The organism is Rhizobium sp. AQ_MP (assembly GCF_014237835.1).
Classification (GTDB): domain Bacteria; phylum Pseudomonadota; class Alphaproteobacteria; order Rhizobiales; family Rhizobiaceae; genus Allorhizobium.
The window spans coordinates 1-17095 of sequence record NZ_JACJVI010000025.1 but is presented as its reverse complement, the minus strand read 5'-3'; the positions used below and the strand labels follow the sequence as shown (position 1 = coordinate 17095).

14 protein-coding genes and 1 pseudogene are annotated in these 17095 nt (G+C 61.9%); 2 read left to right on the top strand and 13 right to left on the bottom strand.

Translation table 11 applies throughout. From position 1 onward, the window contains the following. Positions 1 to 8 precede the first annotated feature (8 nt). Together H6M51_RS22830 and cysG are read right to left on the bottom strand one after the other, a co-directional pair. Positions 9 to 323, bottom strand: a complete 315-nt coding sequence (locus H6M51_RS22830; RefSeq protein WP_162547867.1) for a DUF2849 domain-containing protein — start codon at positions 321 to 323, stop codon at positions 9 to 11. Position 324: 1 nt separating this feature from the next. Next, positions 325 to 1767 (bottom strand): siroheme synthase CysG, encoded by a 1443-nt coding sequence (cysG, locus tag H6M51_RS22825; protein ID WP_185812116.1) that lies wholly within the window; start codon positions 1765 to 1767, stop codon positions 325 to 327. A 266-nt stretch (positions 1768 to 2033) separates the two neighbouring features. Here cysG and H6M51_RS22820 point away from each other — a divergent pair, with 266 nt between their 5' ends. Then, positions 2034 to 2621 (top strand): deaminase, encoded by a 588-nt coding sequence (locus H6M51_RS22820; RefSeq protein WP_185812115.1) that lies wholly within the window; start codon positions 2034 to 2036, stop codon positions 2619 to 2621. Positions 2622 to 2640: 19 nt separating this feature from the next. Beyond that, entirely contained in the window at positions 2641 to 3459 is an 819-nt protein-coding gene (mazG, locus tag H6M51_RS22815; protein ID WP_185812114.1) for a nucleoside triphosphate pyrophosphohydrolase, read from the top strand. Positions 3460 to 3489: 30 nt separating this feature from the next. Here mazG and bchJ read toward each other — a convergent pair whose 3' ends face one another. From bchJ to H6M51_RS22760, 11 genes and pseudogenes are all read right to left on the bottom strand, one after another. Further along, positions 3490 to 4149, bottom strand: coding sequence for a bacteriochlorophyll 4-vinyl reductase (bchJ, locus tag H6M51_RS22810; protein ID WP_185812113.1), 660 nt, complete (start codon positions 4147 to 4149; stop codon positions 3490 to 3492). Beyond that, positions 4136 to 5761 (bottom strand): magnesium-protoporphyrin IX monomethyl ester anaerobic oxidative cyclase, encoded by a 1626-nt coding sequence (gene bchE, locus H6M51_RS22805; RefSeq protein WP_185812112.1) that lies wholly within the window; start codon positions 5759 to 5761, stop codon positions 4136 to 4138. The genes bchJ and bchE overlap by 14 nt, the downstream gene beginning before the upstream one ends. Before the next feature lie 83 nt (positions 5762 to 5844). After that, complete coding sequence (hflX, locus tag H6M51_RS22800; protein WP_185812111.1) at positions 5845 to 7179, bottom strand: GTPase HflX; 1335 nt, start codon at positions 7177 to 7179, stop codon at positions 5845 to 5847. A gap of 67 nt (positions 7180 to 7246) precedes the next feature. Beyond that, positions 7247 to 7498, bottom strand: a complete 252-nt coding sequence (gene hfq, locus H6M51_RS22795) for an RNA chaperone Hfq (protein WP_162547859.1) — start codon at positions 7496 to 7498, stop codon at positions 7247 to 7249. Between the two features lie 112 nt (positions 7499 to 7610). Continuing rightward, positions 7611 to 8474, bottom strand: coding sequence for a D-amino-acid transaminase (locus H6M51_RS22790; protein ID WP_185812110.1), 864 nt, complete (start codon positions 8472 to 8474; stop codon positions 7611 to 7613). Between the two features lie 14 nt (positions 8475 to 8488). Then, positions 8489 to 9865, bottom strand: a complete 1377-nt coding sequence (gene trkA, locus H6M51_RS22785; protein WP_185812109.1) for a Trk system potassium transporter TrkA — start codon at positions 9863 to 9865, stop codon at positions 8489 to 8491. Between the two features lie 49 nt (positions 9866 to 9914). Next, entirely contained in the window at positions 9915 to 11279 is a 1365-nt protein-coding gene (locus H6M51_RS22780) for a sigma-54 dependent transcriptional regulator (RefSeq protein WP_162547856.1), read from the bottom strand. Continuing rightward, positions 11269 to 13536 (bottom strand): PAS domain-containing sensor histidine kinase, encoded by a 2268-nt coding sequence (locus H6M51_RS22775; protein WP_185812108.1) that lies wholly within the window; start codon positions 13534 to 13536, stop codon positions 11269 to 11271. The genes H6M51_RS22780 and H6M51_RS22775 overlap by 11 nt, the downstream gene beginning before the upstream one ends. 175 nt (positions 13537 to 13711) lie before the next feature. Then, positions 13712 to 15163, bottom strand: coding sequence for a nitrogen regulation protein NR(I) (ntrC, locus tag H6M51_RS22770; protein WP_185812107.1), 1452 nt, complete (start codon positions 15161 to 15163; stop codon positions 13712 to 13714). Further along, positions 15163 to 16308 (bottom strand): nitrogen regulation protein NR(II), encoded by a 1146-nt coding sequence (locus tag H6M51_RS22765; RefSeq protein ID WP_185812106.1) that lies wholly within the window; start codon positions 16306 to 16308, stop codon positions 15163 to 15165. Before H6M51_RS22765 ends, ntrC begins: the two co-directional genes overlap by 1 nt. Then, positions 16305 to 17030: pseudogene (locus tag H6M51_RS22760) on the bottom strand (tRNA dihydrouridine synthase); the annotation flags it as partial. The pseudogene H6M51_RS22760 and the gene H6M51_RS22765, both read right to left, overlap by 4 nt. Between the last annotated feature and the right edge of the window lie 65 nt (positions 17031 to 17095).

Here is a 17095-nt window from a genome sequence, read left to right as displayed (position 1 = left end):
CTCAAGCCTCAAGCGGCGATGAATGCCGGGTCGGCATAACCGTGACCCTCTGCATATGCAATGGTGGGGCCTTCCGCACGAATGCGCTCGCGCAGGCGCAAGGGGCGCAGCTTGCCATCCTTTTCTTCGATCTCGATGACATTGACATCAACGACGAGATTGCTGGCGAAGGCCTGCTTGCCGGCGGTTTCCAGCGCTTCGACTGCCTCGGCATGACGCGCTACGAAAGCTTCCTGCAGACGCTCGGTCCACTGGCCATTGGCATCGAGCCAGACGGCGATGCCGTCGGTCAGGCGGTTGGCGGTCAAGACTTTGTCTGCCATGTCAGTTCCTCGCAATTTCCAGTTCTGCCGTCACGCGCGCACCCAACGGTTCGGAGCGGCTGAAATCGGCGCCGGCGACCGCGTCGCCGATAATGACCATGACCGGGCCGGTTAGCTCGGTACGAGCCTCCAGTCCCGGCAATTCCTTGAGCGTGCCGTGCAGCAGACGGCTGTCGCGACGCCCGGCATTCTCGACGACGGCAACCGTCGTGTCCTCGGCGAGGCCGCCCGCCATCAGACGCTCGGCGACGGAGGCGGCGACCGTGCGGCCCATATAGACGGCAACGGTTGCGCCCGACAGCGCAAGCCGCGCCCAATCCGGCAGCACATTACCCTGCAAATCGTGGCCGGTCGTGAAGACCAGCGACGAGGACACGCCGCGCAGCGTCAGCGGCAGTTCGAAGTCTGCGGCGGCGGCGAGTGCCGAGGTCACACCAGGGACAATCTCGTAGGCAATGCCCGCATCGCGGAGTGCTGCCATCTCTTCGCCGGCACGACCAAAGACCAGTGGATCACCCGACTTCAGACGGACGACACGCTTGCCGGCATGGCCAAGCTCGACGAGCAACGCATTGATTTCGCTCTGCGACTTGGAATGACAGCCCTTGCGCTTGCCAACCGGAATGCGCTCCGCATCACGGCGGCCCATATCGACCACTTCACGCGGCACCAGCGCGTCATACACGATGACATCGCATTCCATCATCAGGCGATGGGCGCGCAGCGTCAGCAGGTCTTCGGCGCCCGGGCCGGCACCGACGAGGAAAACGCGGCCTTCGACGCGATCTGCAGCAACGCCCTTCAGCAGGCGGGTAGCTTCACGGCGGGCCAGGCTGATCTCGTCCGCCTCGACGTGATCGGCGACCTTGCCCTTGAAGAAATCGCGCCAGAACAACCGGCGCGGCGCTCCGCGTGGCACAAGGCGATCAACGGCGCGGCGGTAGGAATTGGCAAGGCGCCCGAGCTTGCCGAGCGAGCGCGGCAGAAGGCGATCGATGTCGGCGCGGATCATCTGGGCGAGAACCGGGCCAACGCCTTCGGTGCCGATGGCAACGGCGATGGGCGCACGGTTGACGAGCGCCGGCGTGTAGAAATCGCACCAGTCGGGCTGATCCACGGCATTGGCAGGGATCCGGGCGGCGCGGGCGGCGGTCACGATCTCGCGGTCGAGAGCGCCCTCGCCCGTTGCGGCGAAGACCAGACGCGCGCCGACCACCTGTGAAGGATCAAAAGGCTCGGCGACCTGCTCGATGGCGTTTGCCGAGAGGAAGGCAGCGTAGTCGGCTTCCGGGGCATCGGCATAGGCGACGATGCGGGCCTCGGTGTTCTTGAGCAGGCGCGCCTTGGCATAGGCCTCGTCACCGTTTCCAAAAACGGCGGCGACCTCGTTCTCGACCTTGAAGAAGGCCGGAAAGACCGAAAGCTGTTTGTCCTGCTGCGCCATGAATCATCCGATGCCAGAATGCTGCACTATCGCGTTTCAGGTTTAAGAATTGAAGAAACAGGAATCCCTTCGCCCCGCACCTTGCGTATTTCTGTCCTAGTCCCCCTGCCGATGCGAGCAAAACTCACCGGCCGGTGCTCAGATCCCTCGTCCGGGATCAGGACGCTCCATGTGCCGGAAAAAGTTGGAGACAGAGCATCATTTCACTTTCAGCGCCGGTTCTGCAAGCGATAGGATTGCAGCGCATAACAGCGGAGCAGCACCAGATGACCTCACCCGAATTGACCCGTAGACTGCTCGACGTGATCGAACACGACATCTTGCCGCTGACGGCCAAGGGTGTTGCGGCCGGCAACAAGGTCTTCGGCGCCGCGATCCTTCGCAAGTCGGACCTGTCGCTCGTTCTCGCCGAAACCAACAACGAGCTGGAAAACCCGCTCTGGCATGGCGAAGTCCATACTCTGAAACGCTTCTACGAGCGGGGCGAGCGCCCCAACACCCGGGACCTGATCTTTCTGTCGACGCACGAACCCTGCACCATGTGCATGTCGGCGATCACCTGGGCCGGATTCGACAATTTCTACTATTTCTTCAGCCATGAAGATAGCCGCGACGCCTTTGCCATCCCGCATGACCTGAAGATCCTCAAGGAGGTCTTTGGCCTCGAACCCGGTGGCTATCGGCGGCAAAACGCCTTCTGGCTCAGCCATGCGATGATCGAAATGGTGGCCTCTGCTGACGACGCCGAACGCCCCGCACTTTTCGAGCAGGTCAGCCGGATCAAGACGGAATATGACCGCCTTTCGGACGCATACCAGTCGTCCAAGGGTGAAAACGACATTCCGCTCAACTGAGCGATCAGACAGGACCATCATGGAAGCCTCCACCGATATCAACCGCCTGCTCGAGATCATGGCGGCGCTGCGCCAGCCCGAGACGGGTTGCCCCTGGGACATTGTCCAGACTTTCGAGACGATCAAACCCTATACGATCGAGGAGGCCTATGAGGTGGCCGACGCCATCGAGCGCAAGGATCCGGATGATCTCTGCGAGGAACTGGGCGACCTGTTGCTGCAGGTGGTCTTCCATGCCCGGATCGCCGAGGAGGAAGGCCTGTTCTCCTTCGGCGACGTGGTCGAGGCAATTACCCACAAGATGATCCGCCGTCACCCGCATGTGTTTGCCCGCTCCGATGCCGATACGCCGGAGGCGGTCAAGGCGCAGTGGGACAAGATCAAGCAGCAGGAAAAGGCCGAACGTCTCGCACGCCGTGCGGCCCGCGGTTCGGCCGCCGATCCCGACACCGGCTATCTCGGCTCGGTTCAGCGGTCCTTTCCGGCACTCACCGAAGCGCTGAAGCTGCAGGAGCGTGCGGCCAAGGTCGGTTTCGACTGGTCGGAGGCCGCCCCCATCCTCGACAAGATCGAGGAGGAGATCGGCGAATTGCGCGAGGCGCTGGCCGAAAACCGGCCGCACAAGGTCAAGGACGAACTCGGCGACCTGATCTTCGCGCTTGTGAATATCGGCCGGCATGTGGGCGCAGAACCGGAGCAGGCCCTGCGCGGAACAAACACGAAGTTTCGAAACCGATTCAGCTATATAGAGACTGCTCTTCAAGCATCAGGTGAGACGTTGGAGGGCGCGTCGCTGGAACGGATGGAAGCGCTTTGGCAGGCGGCGAAGGGCAGGTAGACACCTGCCCGGATGCGCCTGCGACCACCGTTATGGTATCGGAGCCAGACTAAGCTGGGTGACGCAAAAGCCGTCCCCACGGGCGCAGCACTGACTGTGCCGGACCGATCCCACATTACCGCACAGGCTCGCAAACAGCCGCTGGAAGACTGCACCGTGCCAAGGGCAACCGGCTGTGGCCAGTGGGTTCGCGGCGATGACCAATGTCACCACCGGGCGTTTCCATCCGGTCACCCGGCCCTCAAAGCGGCCGCTGCCGGCAAAGGTCCAGGCGTGGCGGGCAATGGCGGATACGAGAAGTCGCGAGGACAGCCCGGGCGGCAGCTTCGGCAGGATCTGCCGCGCGAGTGGCGGGATGCGATTTTCCATGATGTAGTGCCCCGTGCGATGCCCGGCCTCGGCCAAGACGCGGTCGGCCTCGGCGGCAGGGAGCGTCGCCTGGATGGCGGCAAAGAGCGCCACGGGTTCGCGCTCGTCTATCATCGTCGTCGGCAGAACACCGATGTATCGCCCTAACCCGGCTGCCTCGAAAATCAGACGTGCGGCACCAGGCCCATAGAGGGCGGACAGGGCCTGGCCTGTCTGGATGATCGCGTTCGGACCGATACGGGCTGGCGGACGAGCCAGAGGCGTTTCCGGTCGCTCGGCGTCGGCGAACAGCCGTGTCAGTCCGCGGTCAGACGTGGGCATCGTGGCTCTCCGGCCCTCCGCCACAGGCCATGACGGGCGTTCGTGCCTCTTCCGCCTCGCCTGCCTTGCGGGCACGCAGCTGACTGGCGCGGTCGGAGGCCGCCTGCCAGTCGGCCATCTGGGCGGGTGCGATCTTGCGGCTCATGTCGAAGCCGAAATCGATCTTTTCCTTCGATTGTGGGCCCCAGTAATTGTGCTTGCCGAGATCGTAGAACTTGCGCTCGAAGCCAGCCTTCATGAAGGCCTTGAGGCAGCCGAGCAGATAGCGGCGGCGAAAACCCTTGCCGCGCCAGGGGTAATGGAAAAGCGCTTTGATCATGTAGAAGCGGCGGTAATTGTTCATCACACGGTCGAGCAATTCGGCACGGTCCATGGCATCCGGCTTCATGATCGGCGTCACGAAATTGTATTTCGAGAAGTCGAAGATCTCGACCTTGTCACCCAACTCCTGGAAGAGCGGCGAGAAGGGCCAGGGCGTATACATGGCCCAGTTGGCGAGATCCGGGTTCCAGTCGCGCGCCATGCGATAGGTTTCCTCCAGCGTCTCCGCCGTCTCATTCTCAAGACCAACGATGAATTGTGCCTCGGTGAAGATGTCCGCTTCGCGCAGCAGACGGATCGCTTTCTTGTTCTCGGCAACCTTGGTTTCCTTGTTGAATCGGTCGAGTTTCAGCTGCGCGGCGGCCTCCGTGCCGAGCGAGACATGCACGAGGCCGGCCTTGCGATAGAGGGCCAGATATTCCTCGTCTCTGATAATGTCGGTGACGCGGGTGTTGATGCCCCATTTGACCTTGTCCGGCAGGCCGCGGGCGATCAGTTCCTCGCAGAAGGCGATGAACTTCTTGCGGTTGATGGTGGGTTCCTCGTCGGCCAGGATAAAGAAGCCGACCTGGTGGTCGTTGACCAGCTTTTCGATCTCGTCGACCACCTTCTTCGGATCACGGATGCGATAGTCGCGCCAGAACTTCCATTGCGAGCAGAAGGAGCAGGTGAAGGGACAGCCACGCGCCATATTCGGGATCGCGACCCTGACGCCAAGCGGCACGTAGATGTATTTTTCCCATTCGAGCAGCGTCCAATCCGGTTCGACGGCATCGAAATTCTTGACGGTGGGGGCCGCTGGCGTCGCGATGATCTTGCCGTCGTCGGTGATATAGGCGAGGCCCCTGATCCCTGCCCTCGCCTCCTTCCAGTTGCCGGCGGCAAAGGCGTGGGCGAGTTCGACGATGATCTCCTCGCCCTCGCCACGGACGATGACGTCAATGTAGGGCGCCTCGGTCAAGACCTGCTGGTACATGAAGGTGGCATGAATGCCGCCGAGGACCCGCAGCGCCTGGGGGCAGACCTCTTTCGCGATCTCCAGGCAGCGCTCGGCCATGTAGATCGACGGGGTGATCGCGGTGCAGCCGATCAAATCCGGCTGCAGGCGGCGCAATTCCTCGCGCAGCCGGTCCTCGGTCATGTCATTGGTCATGGCATCGAGGAAATGGATGTCGGTGAAGCCAGCAGACTTCAGCGCGCCGCCGAGATAGGCGACCCAGGCGGGCGGCCAATTGCCGGCAATCTCGGCGCCGCCGGAATGATAGTTCGGATGGATGAAGACGACGCGCATGACCACCTCCCGTGTGTGTAAACAAAAGTTGACACATCTTGTGGGGCGATCGGTTGACCTGGATCAACAGGATTAGAGGGAGCTTACCGCTCCCAGTCTTCCTTCGGCGCGGGCCGCAGGCCGCCGAGCTTGCGTTCGAGTTCCTGGGCCTGGCGGTCTGTCAGGCGCAGGTCGAGGCTGACGGAGCCGTCTTCGTGGTCCTCGCGGTCGCTGACGACGGCGTTTTCATAGAGCCAGGAGATCACCGCGTGCTTGTCGGCGGGAATGGTGATCCTGGCCTCGGTCAGGACGCCAGAGAGGCGCTGCGAGATGACGTCAAGCAGGGTATCGACGCCCTCGCCGCTGATGGCGGAAACGGGCAGGACATTCTCGCGGCCGGCCGCCTTTCGCAGCAGGCCGTCATGGTTTTCCGGGTCGAGCCGGTCGATCTTGTTCCAGACTTCGAGGATGCGCTCGGAGCGCTCCTTCTCGTCAATGCCGAGATCGTCGAGGATGCGCAGGACATCTGCCGACTGGGCACCGTTATCGGGATCCGACATGTCGCGGACATGCAGGATGAGATCGGCTTCGAGCACCTCTTCGAGCGTGGCACGGAAGGCGGCGACGAGGTGGGTCGGCAGGTCGGAGATGAAACCGACGGTGTCGGACATGATCACGGTGCGGCCATGCGGCAGCTTCATGCGGCGCAGGGTCGGATCAAGCGTCGCAAACAGCATGTCTTCGGCGAGCACGCCCGCACCGGTGATGCGGTTGAACAGCGTCGACTTGCCGGCATTGGTGTAGCCGACGAGTGCGACGATCGGATGCGGCACCTTGCGGCGCTTGGCGCGGTGCAGCTGGCGGGTGCGCACCACTTGTTCAAGCTCGCGCTCGAGCTTGATGATCTTGTCCTGCAACTGCCGACGGTCGGCTTCGATCTGGGTTTCACCCGGACCGCCCATGAAGCCCGCGCCGCCGCGCTGGCGTTCAAGGTGGGTCCAGGAGCGGACCAGACGGCCCTTCTGGTAGTTGAGATGCGCAAGCTCGACCTGCAGCGTGCCTTCCTTGGTGGAGGCGCGGCGGCCGAAGATTTCCAAGATGAGGCCAGTTCGGTCGATGACCTTGGCGCCCCATTCCTTTTCGAGATTGCGCTGCTGAACCGGTGTCAGCGGATGATCGACGATCACCAGGCCCGCGTCATGCTCGTCGAGCAGTGCCTTGACCTCGGCGATCTTGCCGGTGCCGAGCAGGGTCGCTGGGCGCGGCTGGCTGACCGTGACGATCAAACCCTGAACGATGGTGAGGTCGATGGCACGGGCAAGGCCGATCGCCTCTTCGAGACGTGCTTCGTTGGACCGGCTCGGGGCCGGCGGGGCCCCTTCAGGCAGTGCTTGAGCCTTCGCCTGCTTCAGGACGGGCACGAGCACGAGCGCCCGCATGTCATCCCGGCGCTTTTCGTTCTCCGGGATGATCGATTCGTTCTTTGTATCGCGGCTGGTGATGATCTCAGTCCTGTCCGGAAGAGGCGTCGTCGCTCTCGAACATCGACATCGGCTGGCCCGGCATGATGGTCGAGATGGCGTGCTTGTAGACCAGCTGGGAGTGGCCGTCGCGACGCAGGAGAACACAGAAATTGTCGAAGGATGTCACAACACCGGTGAGCTTGACGCCGTTGATCAGGAAGATCGTCAGCGAAATCTTCTGCTTGCGAACGGTATTGAGGAATAGATCCTGGAGATTCTGAGAACGTTCCGCCATGGCGCCGCTTCTTTCTTTCTTGCCGGCCTTTTGTCGACCGGTGTGATTATTGTTTGACAGCTGATCAGCTCGGGCAATTGGCCCCTCGCCCCTCCGCCGAAAAGAGGTGGTATCAAATCACCGTCTTTTCCGCAACGTCGAAAAAGGACGAACGGATGCGCTCGGCCATGGCGCCGGGATGGCCATTGCCGATCGGCTGGCCATCGATTTCGACAATCGGGAAGCAGATACTGGTTGCCGCCGTGATGAAGACCTCCCGGGCAGAGAGCATCTCATCGCGGGAGAACTCGCGCTCCTCCACCTTGATCCCAATTTTGGCCGTTACATCCATCAGGCCGGTTCGGGTGACACCACGCAGAATGCCGTGCTCGGCCGGACGGGTGACGAGCACGCCATCCTTGTCGACAATCCAGACATTGGTCGCCGCTCCCTCCGTCACCATGCCGCGCGCGTCGACATAGATCGCCTCCTGGGCGCCCTTTTCCTTCGCCGCCTGCCGTGCCATGGCATTGGGCAGAAGGCCGACGGTCTTGATGTCCACCCGATCCCAGCGGTTGTCCGGAAGGGTGATCGCCTTCAAACCAATCTCGTTCTTTTTCGCGATCACAGCGGGATCGGTGATCTTCGCCGTGATCACCAGGCTCGGCGGAGTATCGGCCGAGGGATAGACATGATCGCGCCTGGCCACACCCCGGGTGACCTGCAGGTAGAAAAGACCGTTCTTGACGCGGTTGCGGCGAGCCACTTCCCGGATCACCTGGGTCAGCGCCGCACGGCTCATCGGACTCTTCATCTGAAGCTCCGACAGCGAGCGGTCGAGCCGATCGAGATGGCGAGTCAGATCGACGATCATGCCGTGGCGGATCTCGCAGACCTCATAGACGCCATCGGCAAACTGGTAACCGCGATCCTCGATATGAACACCCGCCTCGGAATGCGGCAGATAGCGGCCATTGACATAGGCGATGCGGGGCATGGGGATCTGGACCTTCAGAAATACTGGATCGAAACGCGGAACAGCTGCTCGACATGGCGGACGGCATCGGCGGCCGCGAAAAGGACAACGCGATCCTTGGCCTTGATCTTCGTGTCGCCATTGGGGCGAATCACCGTCTTGTCGCGCAGAATGGCCCCGACGCGCAGGCCGGGCGGAAGTTCCAGCTCACGAAATGGCTTGCCGACCAGCGGAGAGGTCTCCAACGCTTCAGCCTCGATGACCTCTGCCTTGCCCTTCTGCACAGCGTAGACGGCGCGGATACGGCCCTTGCGCACGTGCTGAAGTACGCGAGAAATCGTCACGGCACGCGGGTTGATATGTGCATCGATGCCGATCGAGGTGGCCAGGTCATGGAAGGACGGGCTGTTGATCAGCGCCATACCCGACTTGCAGCCGAGGCGCTTTGCCATGGCAGCACTCAGGATATTGGTCTGGTCGTTGTTGGTCAGCGTCACCATGAGGTCGGCATCCTGGATGTCGGCCTGCTGGAGAATGTTCTGGTCGAGTGCGGAGCCGTGCAGCACAACGCCGTCCTTCAACTGGTCCGAGACGGAAAGCGCCCGTTCACGGTCATTTTCAATGATCTTCAGGCGGGTCTTCGGCTGCATCTGTTCAAGCGCGCGGGCGACATAGTAGCCGATATTGCCCCCGCCGGCGATGACAATGCGACCCGCCTCCTGCTCCTCGTGACCGAAGAGGCCAAGCGTGCGGCGCGCGTGATCCCGCTGGCAGATGACATAGGCGAGGTCCCCGACCAGCAGATGATCCTGCGACCGTGCGACCATCAGCTTCCCATTTCGCCAGATCGCACAGACGGTCGCCATGAGATCGGGGAAGAGTTCGCTCAGCTGGTTGAGCGGCGTGTCGACGACCGGGCAATCCTCCATGCATTCGATGGCGAGCATGGCGATGTGGTCATCGGCGAAGCGGACGATATCGGTGGCGCCGGGAAAGGAGATGCGGCGCAGCACCATCTTGCCGACCTCGATCTCCGGTGAAATCGTCACATCGATCGGCAGGTTTTCGCGGCTGAAAAGATCGGAATATTCCGGCTTGAGATAGTTCTGAGACCGGATACGGGCGATCTTGGTCGGCACGTTGAACAGCGAGTGCGCGACCTGACAGGCGGTCATGTTGATCTCGTCATACAGCGTGACGGCGATCAGCATTTCGGCCTGGTCGGCACCGGCGCGCGCCAGCACATCCGGATGGGCGCCGTGGCCGACATAGCCGCTCACATCGAGCGTCTCGGTGATGTGGGAGACGAGCGAGGCGGAGGTGTCGATGACAGAGACATCATTGCCCTCCTGGGACAGGCGCTCGGCGATACCGTAACCGACCTGACCCGCGCCGCAGATAATGACTTTCATTCGATGCTTCCCGCCCCAGGTCCGGATCTACCGATTCTGTTTCGCCCGCTTATACGCCAAGCGACTTCAGTTTGCGATGGAGGGCCGAGCGTTCCATACCAACGAATTCCGCCGTGCGTGAGATATTGCCGCCGAAACGATTGATCTGAGCGATCAGATAATCGCGTTCGAACATTTCCCGGGCCTCGCGCAAAGGCAGGGTCATGATGTGGGTGTCGTTGCTCGCGGAGACCTTCGGCAGCATGTCCGACAGGTCCTGCGGCAGCATTTCGGCGCTGATCGGCGTCTCCGGGCTGTCGCCCTGAGCGAGGATCATCAGGCGTTCGATGTTGTTGCGCAGCTGGCGGATATTGCCGGGCCAGTCATTGGCCTGCAGCACGGCCATCGCGTCGTCGCCGATCTTGCGCTGGCGAATGCCCGCCTGTTCGGAGATCTGGCGCATGAACATGTCGACGAGGAAGGGAATGTCCTCTCGGCGCTCTGCCAGCGCGGGGACCTTGACGGGTACCACGGCCAGACGGTGGAAAAGATCTTCGCGAAACCGGCCCTCGGCGATCAGGCTCTCGAGGTTGTAGGCGCTGGAGGAGATGATGCGCACATCGACCTTCACCCGCTTCGATCCTCCGACGCGTTCGAACTGCTGCTCGACGAGCACACGAAGGATCTTGTTCTGCGTTTCACGCGGCATTTCGCCGATCTCGTCGAGGTACAGTATGCCACGATGGGCTTCCTCAAGCGCGCCGATGCGGCGTGGCTGGCCGGGCGTTCCCTCGGTGCCGAACAGCGCCATTTCCATACGGTCGGGCGTGATGGCGGCGGCATTCAGCGAGACGAAGGGGCCGGCCGAGCGGGCGGACCGCTTGTGGATCATGCGGGCGACGAGTTCCTTGCCGGAACCGGAAGGACCAAAGATCATGATGCGACTGTTGGTCGGCGCCACCTTCTCGATGGTCTGGCGCAGCTGCGAAACCGCAACCGACGTGCCGATCAACTCGATAGCATCGCCGGTACGGCGCTTCAGCTCGGAGACCTCGCGCTTCAGCTTGGAGTTTTCCAGCGCGCGCTCGGCAATCAGGATCAGGCGGTCAGCCTTGAAAGGCTTTTCGATGAAATCGAAGGCACCCCTTTTGATCGCGGAGACGGCAGTCTCGATGTTGCCGTGACCGGAGATCATCACCACGGGGAGGTCTGGGTGGCGCGTCTTGATCTCGTCGAGCAAAGACAATCCATCCAGGCGGCTGCCCTGCATCCAGATATCGAGGAAGACCAGACGGGGGACACGATCAGAAATGGCAGCCAGGGCACTGTCGGCATCATGCGCGGTGCGGGTCTCGTGCCCCTCGTCGCTCAAAATGCCGGAGACGATCTCGCGAATGTCCTCTTCGTCATCGACTACCAGAATATCAGAGGCCATAGACCTTTTCCTTGTCACTTTCAGTCTCGATGGCGGGGGCTTCCGCCCGTGGCAGGATGATGCGGATCATCGCGCCTCTACCCCGGTCGAAATCCGCCGGAGCATCGTGGAGCTCAAGCTGCCCGCCATGCTCTTCAATGATTTTCTTGACGATCGCGAGCCCGAGGCCGGTGCCCTTCTCGCGCATCGTCATGTAGGGTTCGAGAATCCGGTGGCGGTTCTCGGTGGGCAGACCACGGCCGTTGTCGATGACATCGACAACGAAGCGGTCGTGTTCACGGTCGAAGGAAGAGCGGATGAGGATCCTGCCGCCTTCGCCAAGTTCTTCCTTCGGCACGGCTTCGATCGATTCGACGGCATTCTTGACGATATTGCCGACCGCCTGTGCCAGCATGCGTGCGTCAAAGTTGCCTTCGAGCGGCTCGCTGCCGAAATCGCGCTGGAACTCTACCTCAGCGCTGCCGATCTCGCGCAGGAATACGGCATCCGTCAGGATCTCGCGCAGGTCTGAACGCTGCTTGGTCGGCTTGGGCATACGCGCGAAGGCGGAGAACTCATCGACCATGCGGCCGATATCCTCCACCTGGCGCACGATGGTATCGGTGCACTGGTTGAAGACAGCCTTGTCATCCTCGGCAATCTGCTTGCCGTAACGACGTTTGAGACGTTCGGCGGAGAGCTGGATCGGGGTCAGCGGATTCTTGATTTCGTGGGCGATGCGCCGCGCCACATCCGCCCAGGCGGTCGAGCGCTGCGCGACCACGAGATCGGTGATGTCGTCGAGCGTGATGACATAGGAATCGACAGAACCGCGGGTTTCCTCCCGGGTGACCTGAACGTTGAGCGTCCGTTCCTTGCCGCCCCGGATCATGTTGATCTGCTCACGGTATCCCCCGCGATGGCGAACGGCGGCTTCTGCCAGAACGCCATCCACCTCGGGGGCCACCAGGGCCAGTTTCTGGCCGATCAGCTGGTCACTCGGAAGCGCCAGGAAGTACTCGGCCGAGGGATTGACAATGGTGATCACACCATCGTCCTCGACGCCGATGACGGCTGCGGTCACGCCGGACAGAACCGCCTCGATGAAGCGACGGCGATCGTCGACCTCGTCCTTGGCTTCGAGGATCTCGTCGCGCTGCGAGCGGATCTGCGAGACCATCTTGTTGAAGGTGCGCGACAGGCTGCCGACGTCACCGTCCGCTGCGCGGACGGGCACCAATACGTTGAGATTGCCCGAGGCAATGCTATCAGCCGCACCGATCAGAAGCCGGATCGGCCGGACGATGCGGTCGGCTACGGCAATCGCCGTCCAGATGGCGGCCAGGAGAACGATCAGGGCAAAGCCGAGATAGAGGATGGCAAAGGCGATCTGCAGCGTCGTGCGGCCGTCTTCCATCGACTGATATTCCGCGGTGTTCTCCTCCATCAGGCGCATGGCCTGCATGACCTTCGGATCAACGGCGCGGATCGTGTAGAGATAGGTACCAGAGATGCTCTCAAGCTTGATGATGGCCCCGACGAGGTTCGTCACACCCGGGGGAATCAAAGTCGGCTGGCCGGCGGCAGCGCTACCGAGGGCGTCGCGGGGAATTGCCGGGAGCGGCTTGTCGGTTTCAATATCAGCCTGCGTAATTGGCGAGCCGTCTTCGCGAACCAGAAAGGCACCGAGCATGCCACGGCCCCGGGCCTGGCGGGTCATCAGGTCCACGAAACCCTTGCGGTCGAGATAAAAGAGCGCACGGTTACGTTCGAGGTCGTTCGCCATCGAGATCGTCTGGCCCTGGAGATAGCTCGCACTCTCCAGCATGTAGGCCTGGGCGACATTCATGGAAGACGAGACGATTGACTGGGTCCGGAGCGAGAACCAGCGATCGAGGCCCACATTCAAGGTGATCGAGGCAAAAATCGCGACCAGGATGGCCGGGGTGATCGCGATGATCGAAAATAGCGCCACGATCCGCACATGCAGACGCGCAGCGGCGCGCCCACGGTTGCGAGCCTTAAAGAGACGCATCACCTCGCGTCCGATCAGGAACATCAGTCCCACGATGAACAGCGAGTTGATCACGGCCGAGGCAACGAGCACTTGCGAGGTCGGCTCGATCGGGGTCAGGCCGAGCAGGATCGGCAGGGTGAGCGAGGCGCACAGAAGAGCTCCACCGGCCAGCAGCAAGCCAGGCATCGCAAAAGACGCACGCCGGTCCTGTGCCAGTGCCGTGTCGATATCTGCTGCGGCGGCGTTCTTCACGCTTGCCATGCTTTCCCCCGGATCCGCTCGATCGGATCTCATTGACGCGACGGTCTCTGGATCGTCGTCGCCTCTGCTGATCAAATAATCCGCCGTCCGGACCCGCATATGCAGACGGATCAGGATGCAACGTGGCTTTTGAGCAACGCAATGTGGCGAAATTGCAACGGCCGTTCCATCAATGTCAAGCGGAACGGGAGCTCCTGTAAACCGAGACGCCGAGCTCGCGGATCTTCTTGCGCAGCGTATTGCGATTGAGGCCAAGCAGATCGGCGGCCTTGATCTGGTTGCCGCGGGTCGCGGTCAGCGCGGCCAGGATCAACGGATACTCCATCTCGGTCAACACCCGGTCGTAGAGGCCCGACGGCGGAAGCGCATCGCCGAAGGAGGCGAAATATGTGCGCATGTTTTCCTCGACCGCCTGCGAGATGGTCATCGTCCCCGTCGGCATTCCGATTTTTGAGATCGGGCTGTCGGCGACGTCGGAGCGGAGTTCCTGTTCGACAATTTCGCGCGCGATCACATCCTGTGGATAAAGCGCCATCAGGCGGCGAACGACGTTTTCCAGTTCACGCACATTGCCCGGCCACGGATAGGCCTTCATGACTTCCAAAGCCTCATGGTCGAAGCGCTTGGAATCAAGACCTTCTTTTTCGCCCTGTTGGATGAAATGCCGAACGAGATCGGGGATGTCCTCGGCGCGATCACGAAGCGGCGGGAGGCGCAGCGGCACCACGTTTAGGCGATAGTAGAGGTCTTCGCGAAACAGGCCCTGATTGATCGATTGTTTCAGGTCCTTGTTGGTCGCGGCGACAATGCGCACATCGGTGCGGATCGGCGTGCGGCCGCCGACGGTCGTGTACTCACCCTGCTGGAGAACGCGCAGAAGACGGGTCTGGGCGTCCATCGGCATATCGCCGATTTCATCGAGGAAGAGCGTGCCGCCTTCCGCCTGTTCGAAACGCCCGGTCGAGCGGGTCTGGGCGCCGGTAAAGGCACCCTTCTCGTGGCCGAAGAGTTCCGATTCGATCAGGTCACGCGGGATCGCTGCCATGTTGATCGCGACGAAGGGGCCATTGCGGCGCTTGCCATAGTCATGCAGCGCTTTGGCGACCAGTTCCTTGCCCGTGCCGGATTCGCCGGTGATCATCAGCGTCAGGTCCGTCTGCATCAGGCGGGCGAGTACGCGGTAGATTTCCTGCATGGCTGCCGAGCGACCGACCAGCGGCATGCCGTCCTGCATGTCGTCGTCGAGACGAGCCGGACGCTTCTTCGGCTCCGACAGGGCACGGCCGATGATGGCGATCAGCTCGGTCAGGTCGAAGGGTTTCGGCAGGTAGTCATAGGCCCCCTTTTCCGACGCCTTGATGGCCGTCATGAAGGTGTTCTGGGCGCTCATGACCAGCACCGGCAGTTCGGGCCGCGCCTTCTTGATGCGGGGCAGAAGATCGAAGGCATTCTCATCCGGCATCACGACATCGGTGACCACGAGATCACCCTCGCCTGCCGAAATCCAGCGCCAGAGGGTTGCCGCATTGGAGGTGATCCGGACGTCGTAGCCCGCACGGCTCAGCGCCTGGTTCAGCACCGTGCGGATCGCAGCATCGTCATCTGCAACAAGGATCGTGGCCGTCATCAGTTCGTTCCCGTGGATGTGGATGGGGGCGCATCTTCCAGCGCCGTGTCTTTCGACATGGGCATGAGGACCCGAAAGGTGGTACGGCTGGTCTGGCTGTCGCATTCAACGATCCCGCCATGGGCGCCGATGATCTTAGCGACAAGCGCCAGGCCTAGGCCCGATCCATTTGTCTTCGTCGTAATGAACGGATCGAAGAGATGCGGCAGCAGATCGGACGGCACGCCCGGGCCGTTGTCATGGACGCAGAATTCGAGCGGCAACGAGATCTTTTCGCGAGAACCGGCGACCGACAGCCGGATGCCCGGGCGATAGGCCGTCGTCAGCTGGATCTCGCCATCCGAGCGCTCGCCAATGGCTTCAGAGGCATTCTTGACCAGGTTCAGGAAGACCTGCACCAGTTGATCCCTGTTAGCAAAGACCGGCGGCAGCGAGGGGTCGTAGTTTTCGGTGATGCGGATGTTGCGGGCGAATCCCGCCTTAGCCACTGCCTTTACCTGATCGAGCACCGAGTGGATGTTGATCGACTGACGGTCCACCGGGCGCTCGTCGGAGAAGACCTCCATGCGATCGACCAGCGAGACGATGCGGTCCGTTTCGTCGCAGATCAGGCGGGTGAGTGCCCTGTCTTCATCTGTTACCGCTGTCTCAAGCAATTGCGCGGCGCCGCGGATGCCGGATAGCGGGTTCTTGATTTCATGCGCCAGCATGGAGGCAAGTCCGGTCACGGAGCGCGCCGCCGCACGATGGGTCAGCTGGCGATCGATCTTGTCGGCCATCGAGCGTTCCTGGAAGACCACCACGACATTGCCCGGCTGGCTCAGAACCGGCGCGACATAGAGATCGACCAGCTTTTCCTGGCCTAGGCGCGGCGAGCTCAGATCGACGCGGTATTCGTTGACCGGCGCGCGGCGTTCGCGCACCTGCTCGATCAGCGACAGGAGCGGGCTACCAAAGGGAATGAAGGTGGAGATGCGATAGCGCGCGAGATGCGAGGCGCTTGCGCCAAAGAACGCTTCCGCTTCCCAATTCGCAAAGGCGATGTGGCCGTTGGCGTCCACCATCACCACCGGGTTCTGGATCGCATTCAGCACGGCCATGGCGAGGCCGTTGCCACTCATGCCCGCGTTGTCGTTCGCCGTCATGCGGCCTCCTGTCTGGCGCCTGGACCCAAAGCGGCTGCGAGCGAGTGCTCCAGAGCCTTGGCCACGTCTTCGGCATTCTTCGATGTCATGATGGCTGCCTTGGCATCCGGTGCGAGACCGGGCGCATAGCGCTCGAGATACCAGCCCAAATGTTTGCGGGCGTGACGAACACCGACCTCAACGCCGTAATGCTCCAGCATGGCCCGGTAGTGTTCGACAACGAGGTTCGGAATTTCCGACGCGGCTGGCCCATCTTGCCCCGCGAGCACACCAGCATGCCAGGGTCTGCCCTGGCAGCCGCGCCCGACCATGACGGCATCGGCTCCAGAGCGGCGCAGGATCTCCTCAGCGTCGGCTACCGTCTCGACGTCGCCATTGGCGATCAAGGGGATGCGGATTGCGTCACGGACGGCGGCAATCGCATCCCAGTTCGCACGCCCTTCGTAAAACTGCATGCGGGTGCGCCCGTGTACGGTGATCAGCTGCACGCCTGCCGCTTCCGCGCGAGATGCAATTTCAGGCGCATTGATGGACATCTCGTCCCAGCCGAGGCGCATCTTCACAGTCACCGGGATCTTCACGGCCTTGACCGTTGCCTCGATCAAGGACAGGGCATGATCCGGCTCGCGCATCAGGGCGGAGCCGGCATAGCCGCCGATGACCTTCTTGGCCGGGCAGCCCATATTGATGTCGATGACATCGGCCCCGTTTGTAGGGGCTATTTAGTAATGCGACAGTTGGGCCAGTTAGAGATGCGACAGCCTCGCCTCTTGATGCACTGGTCAAT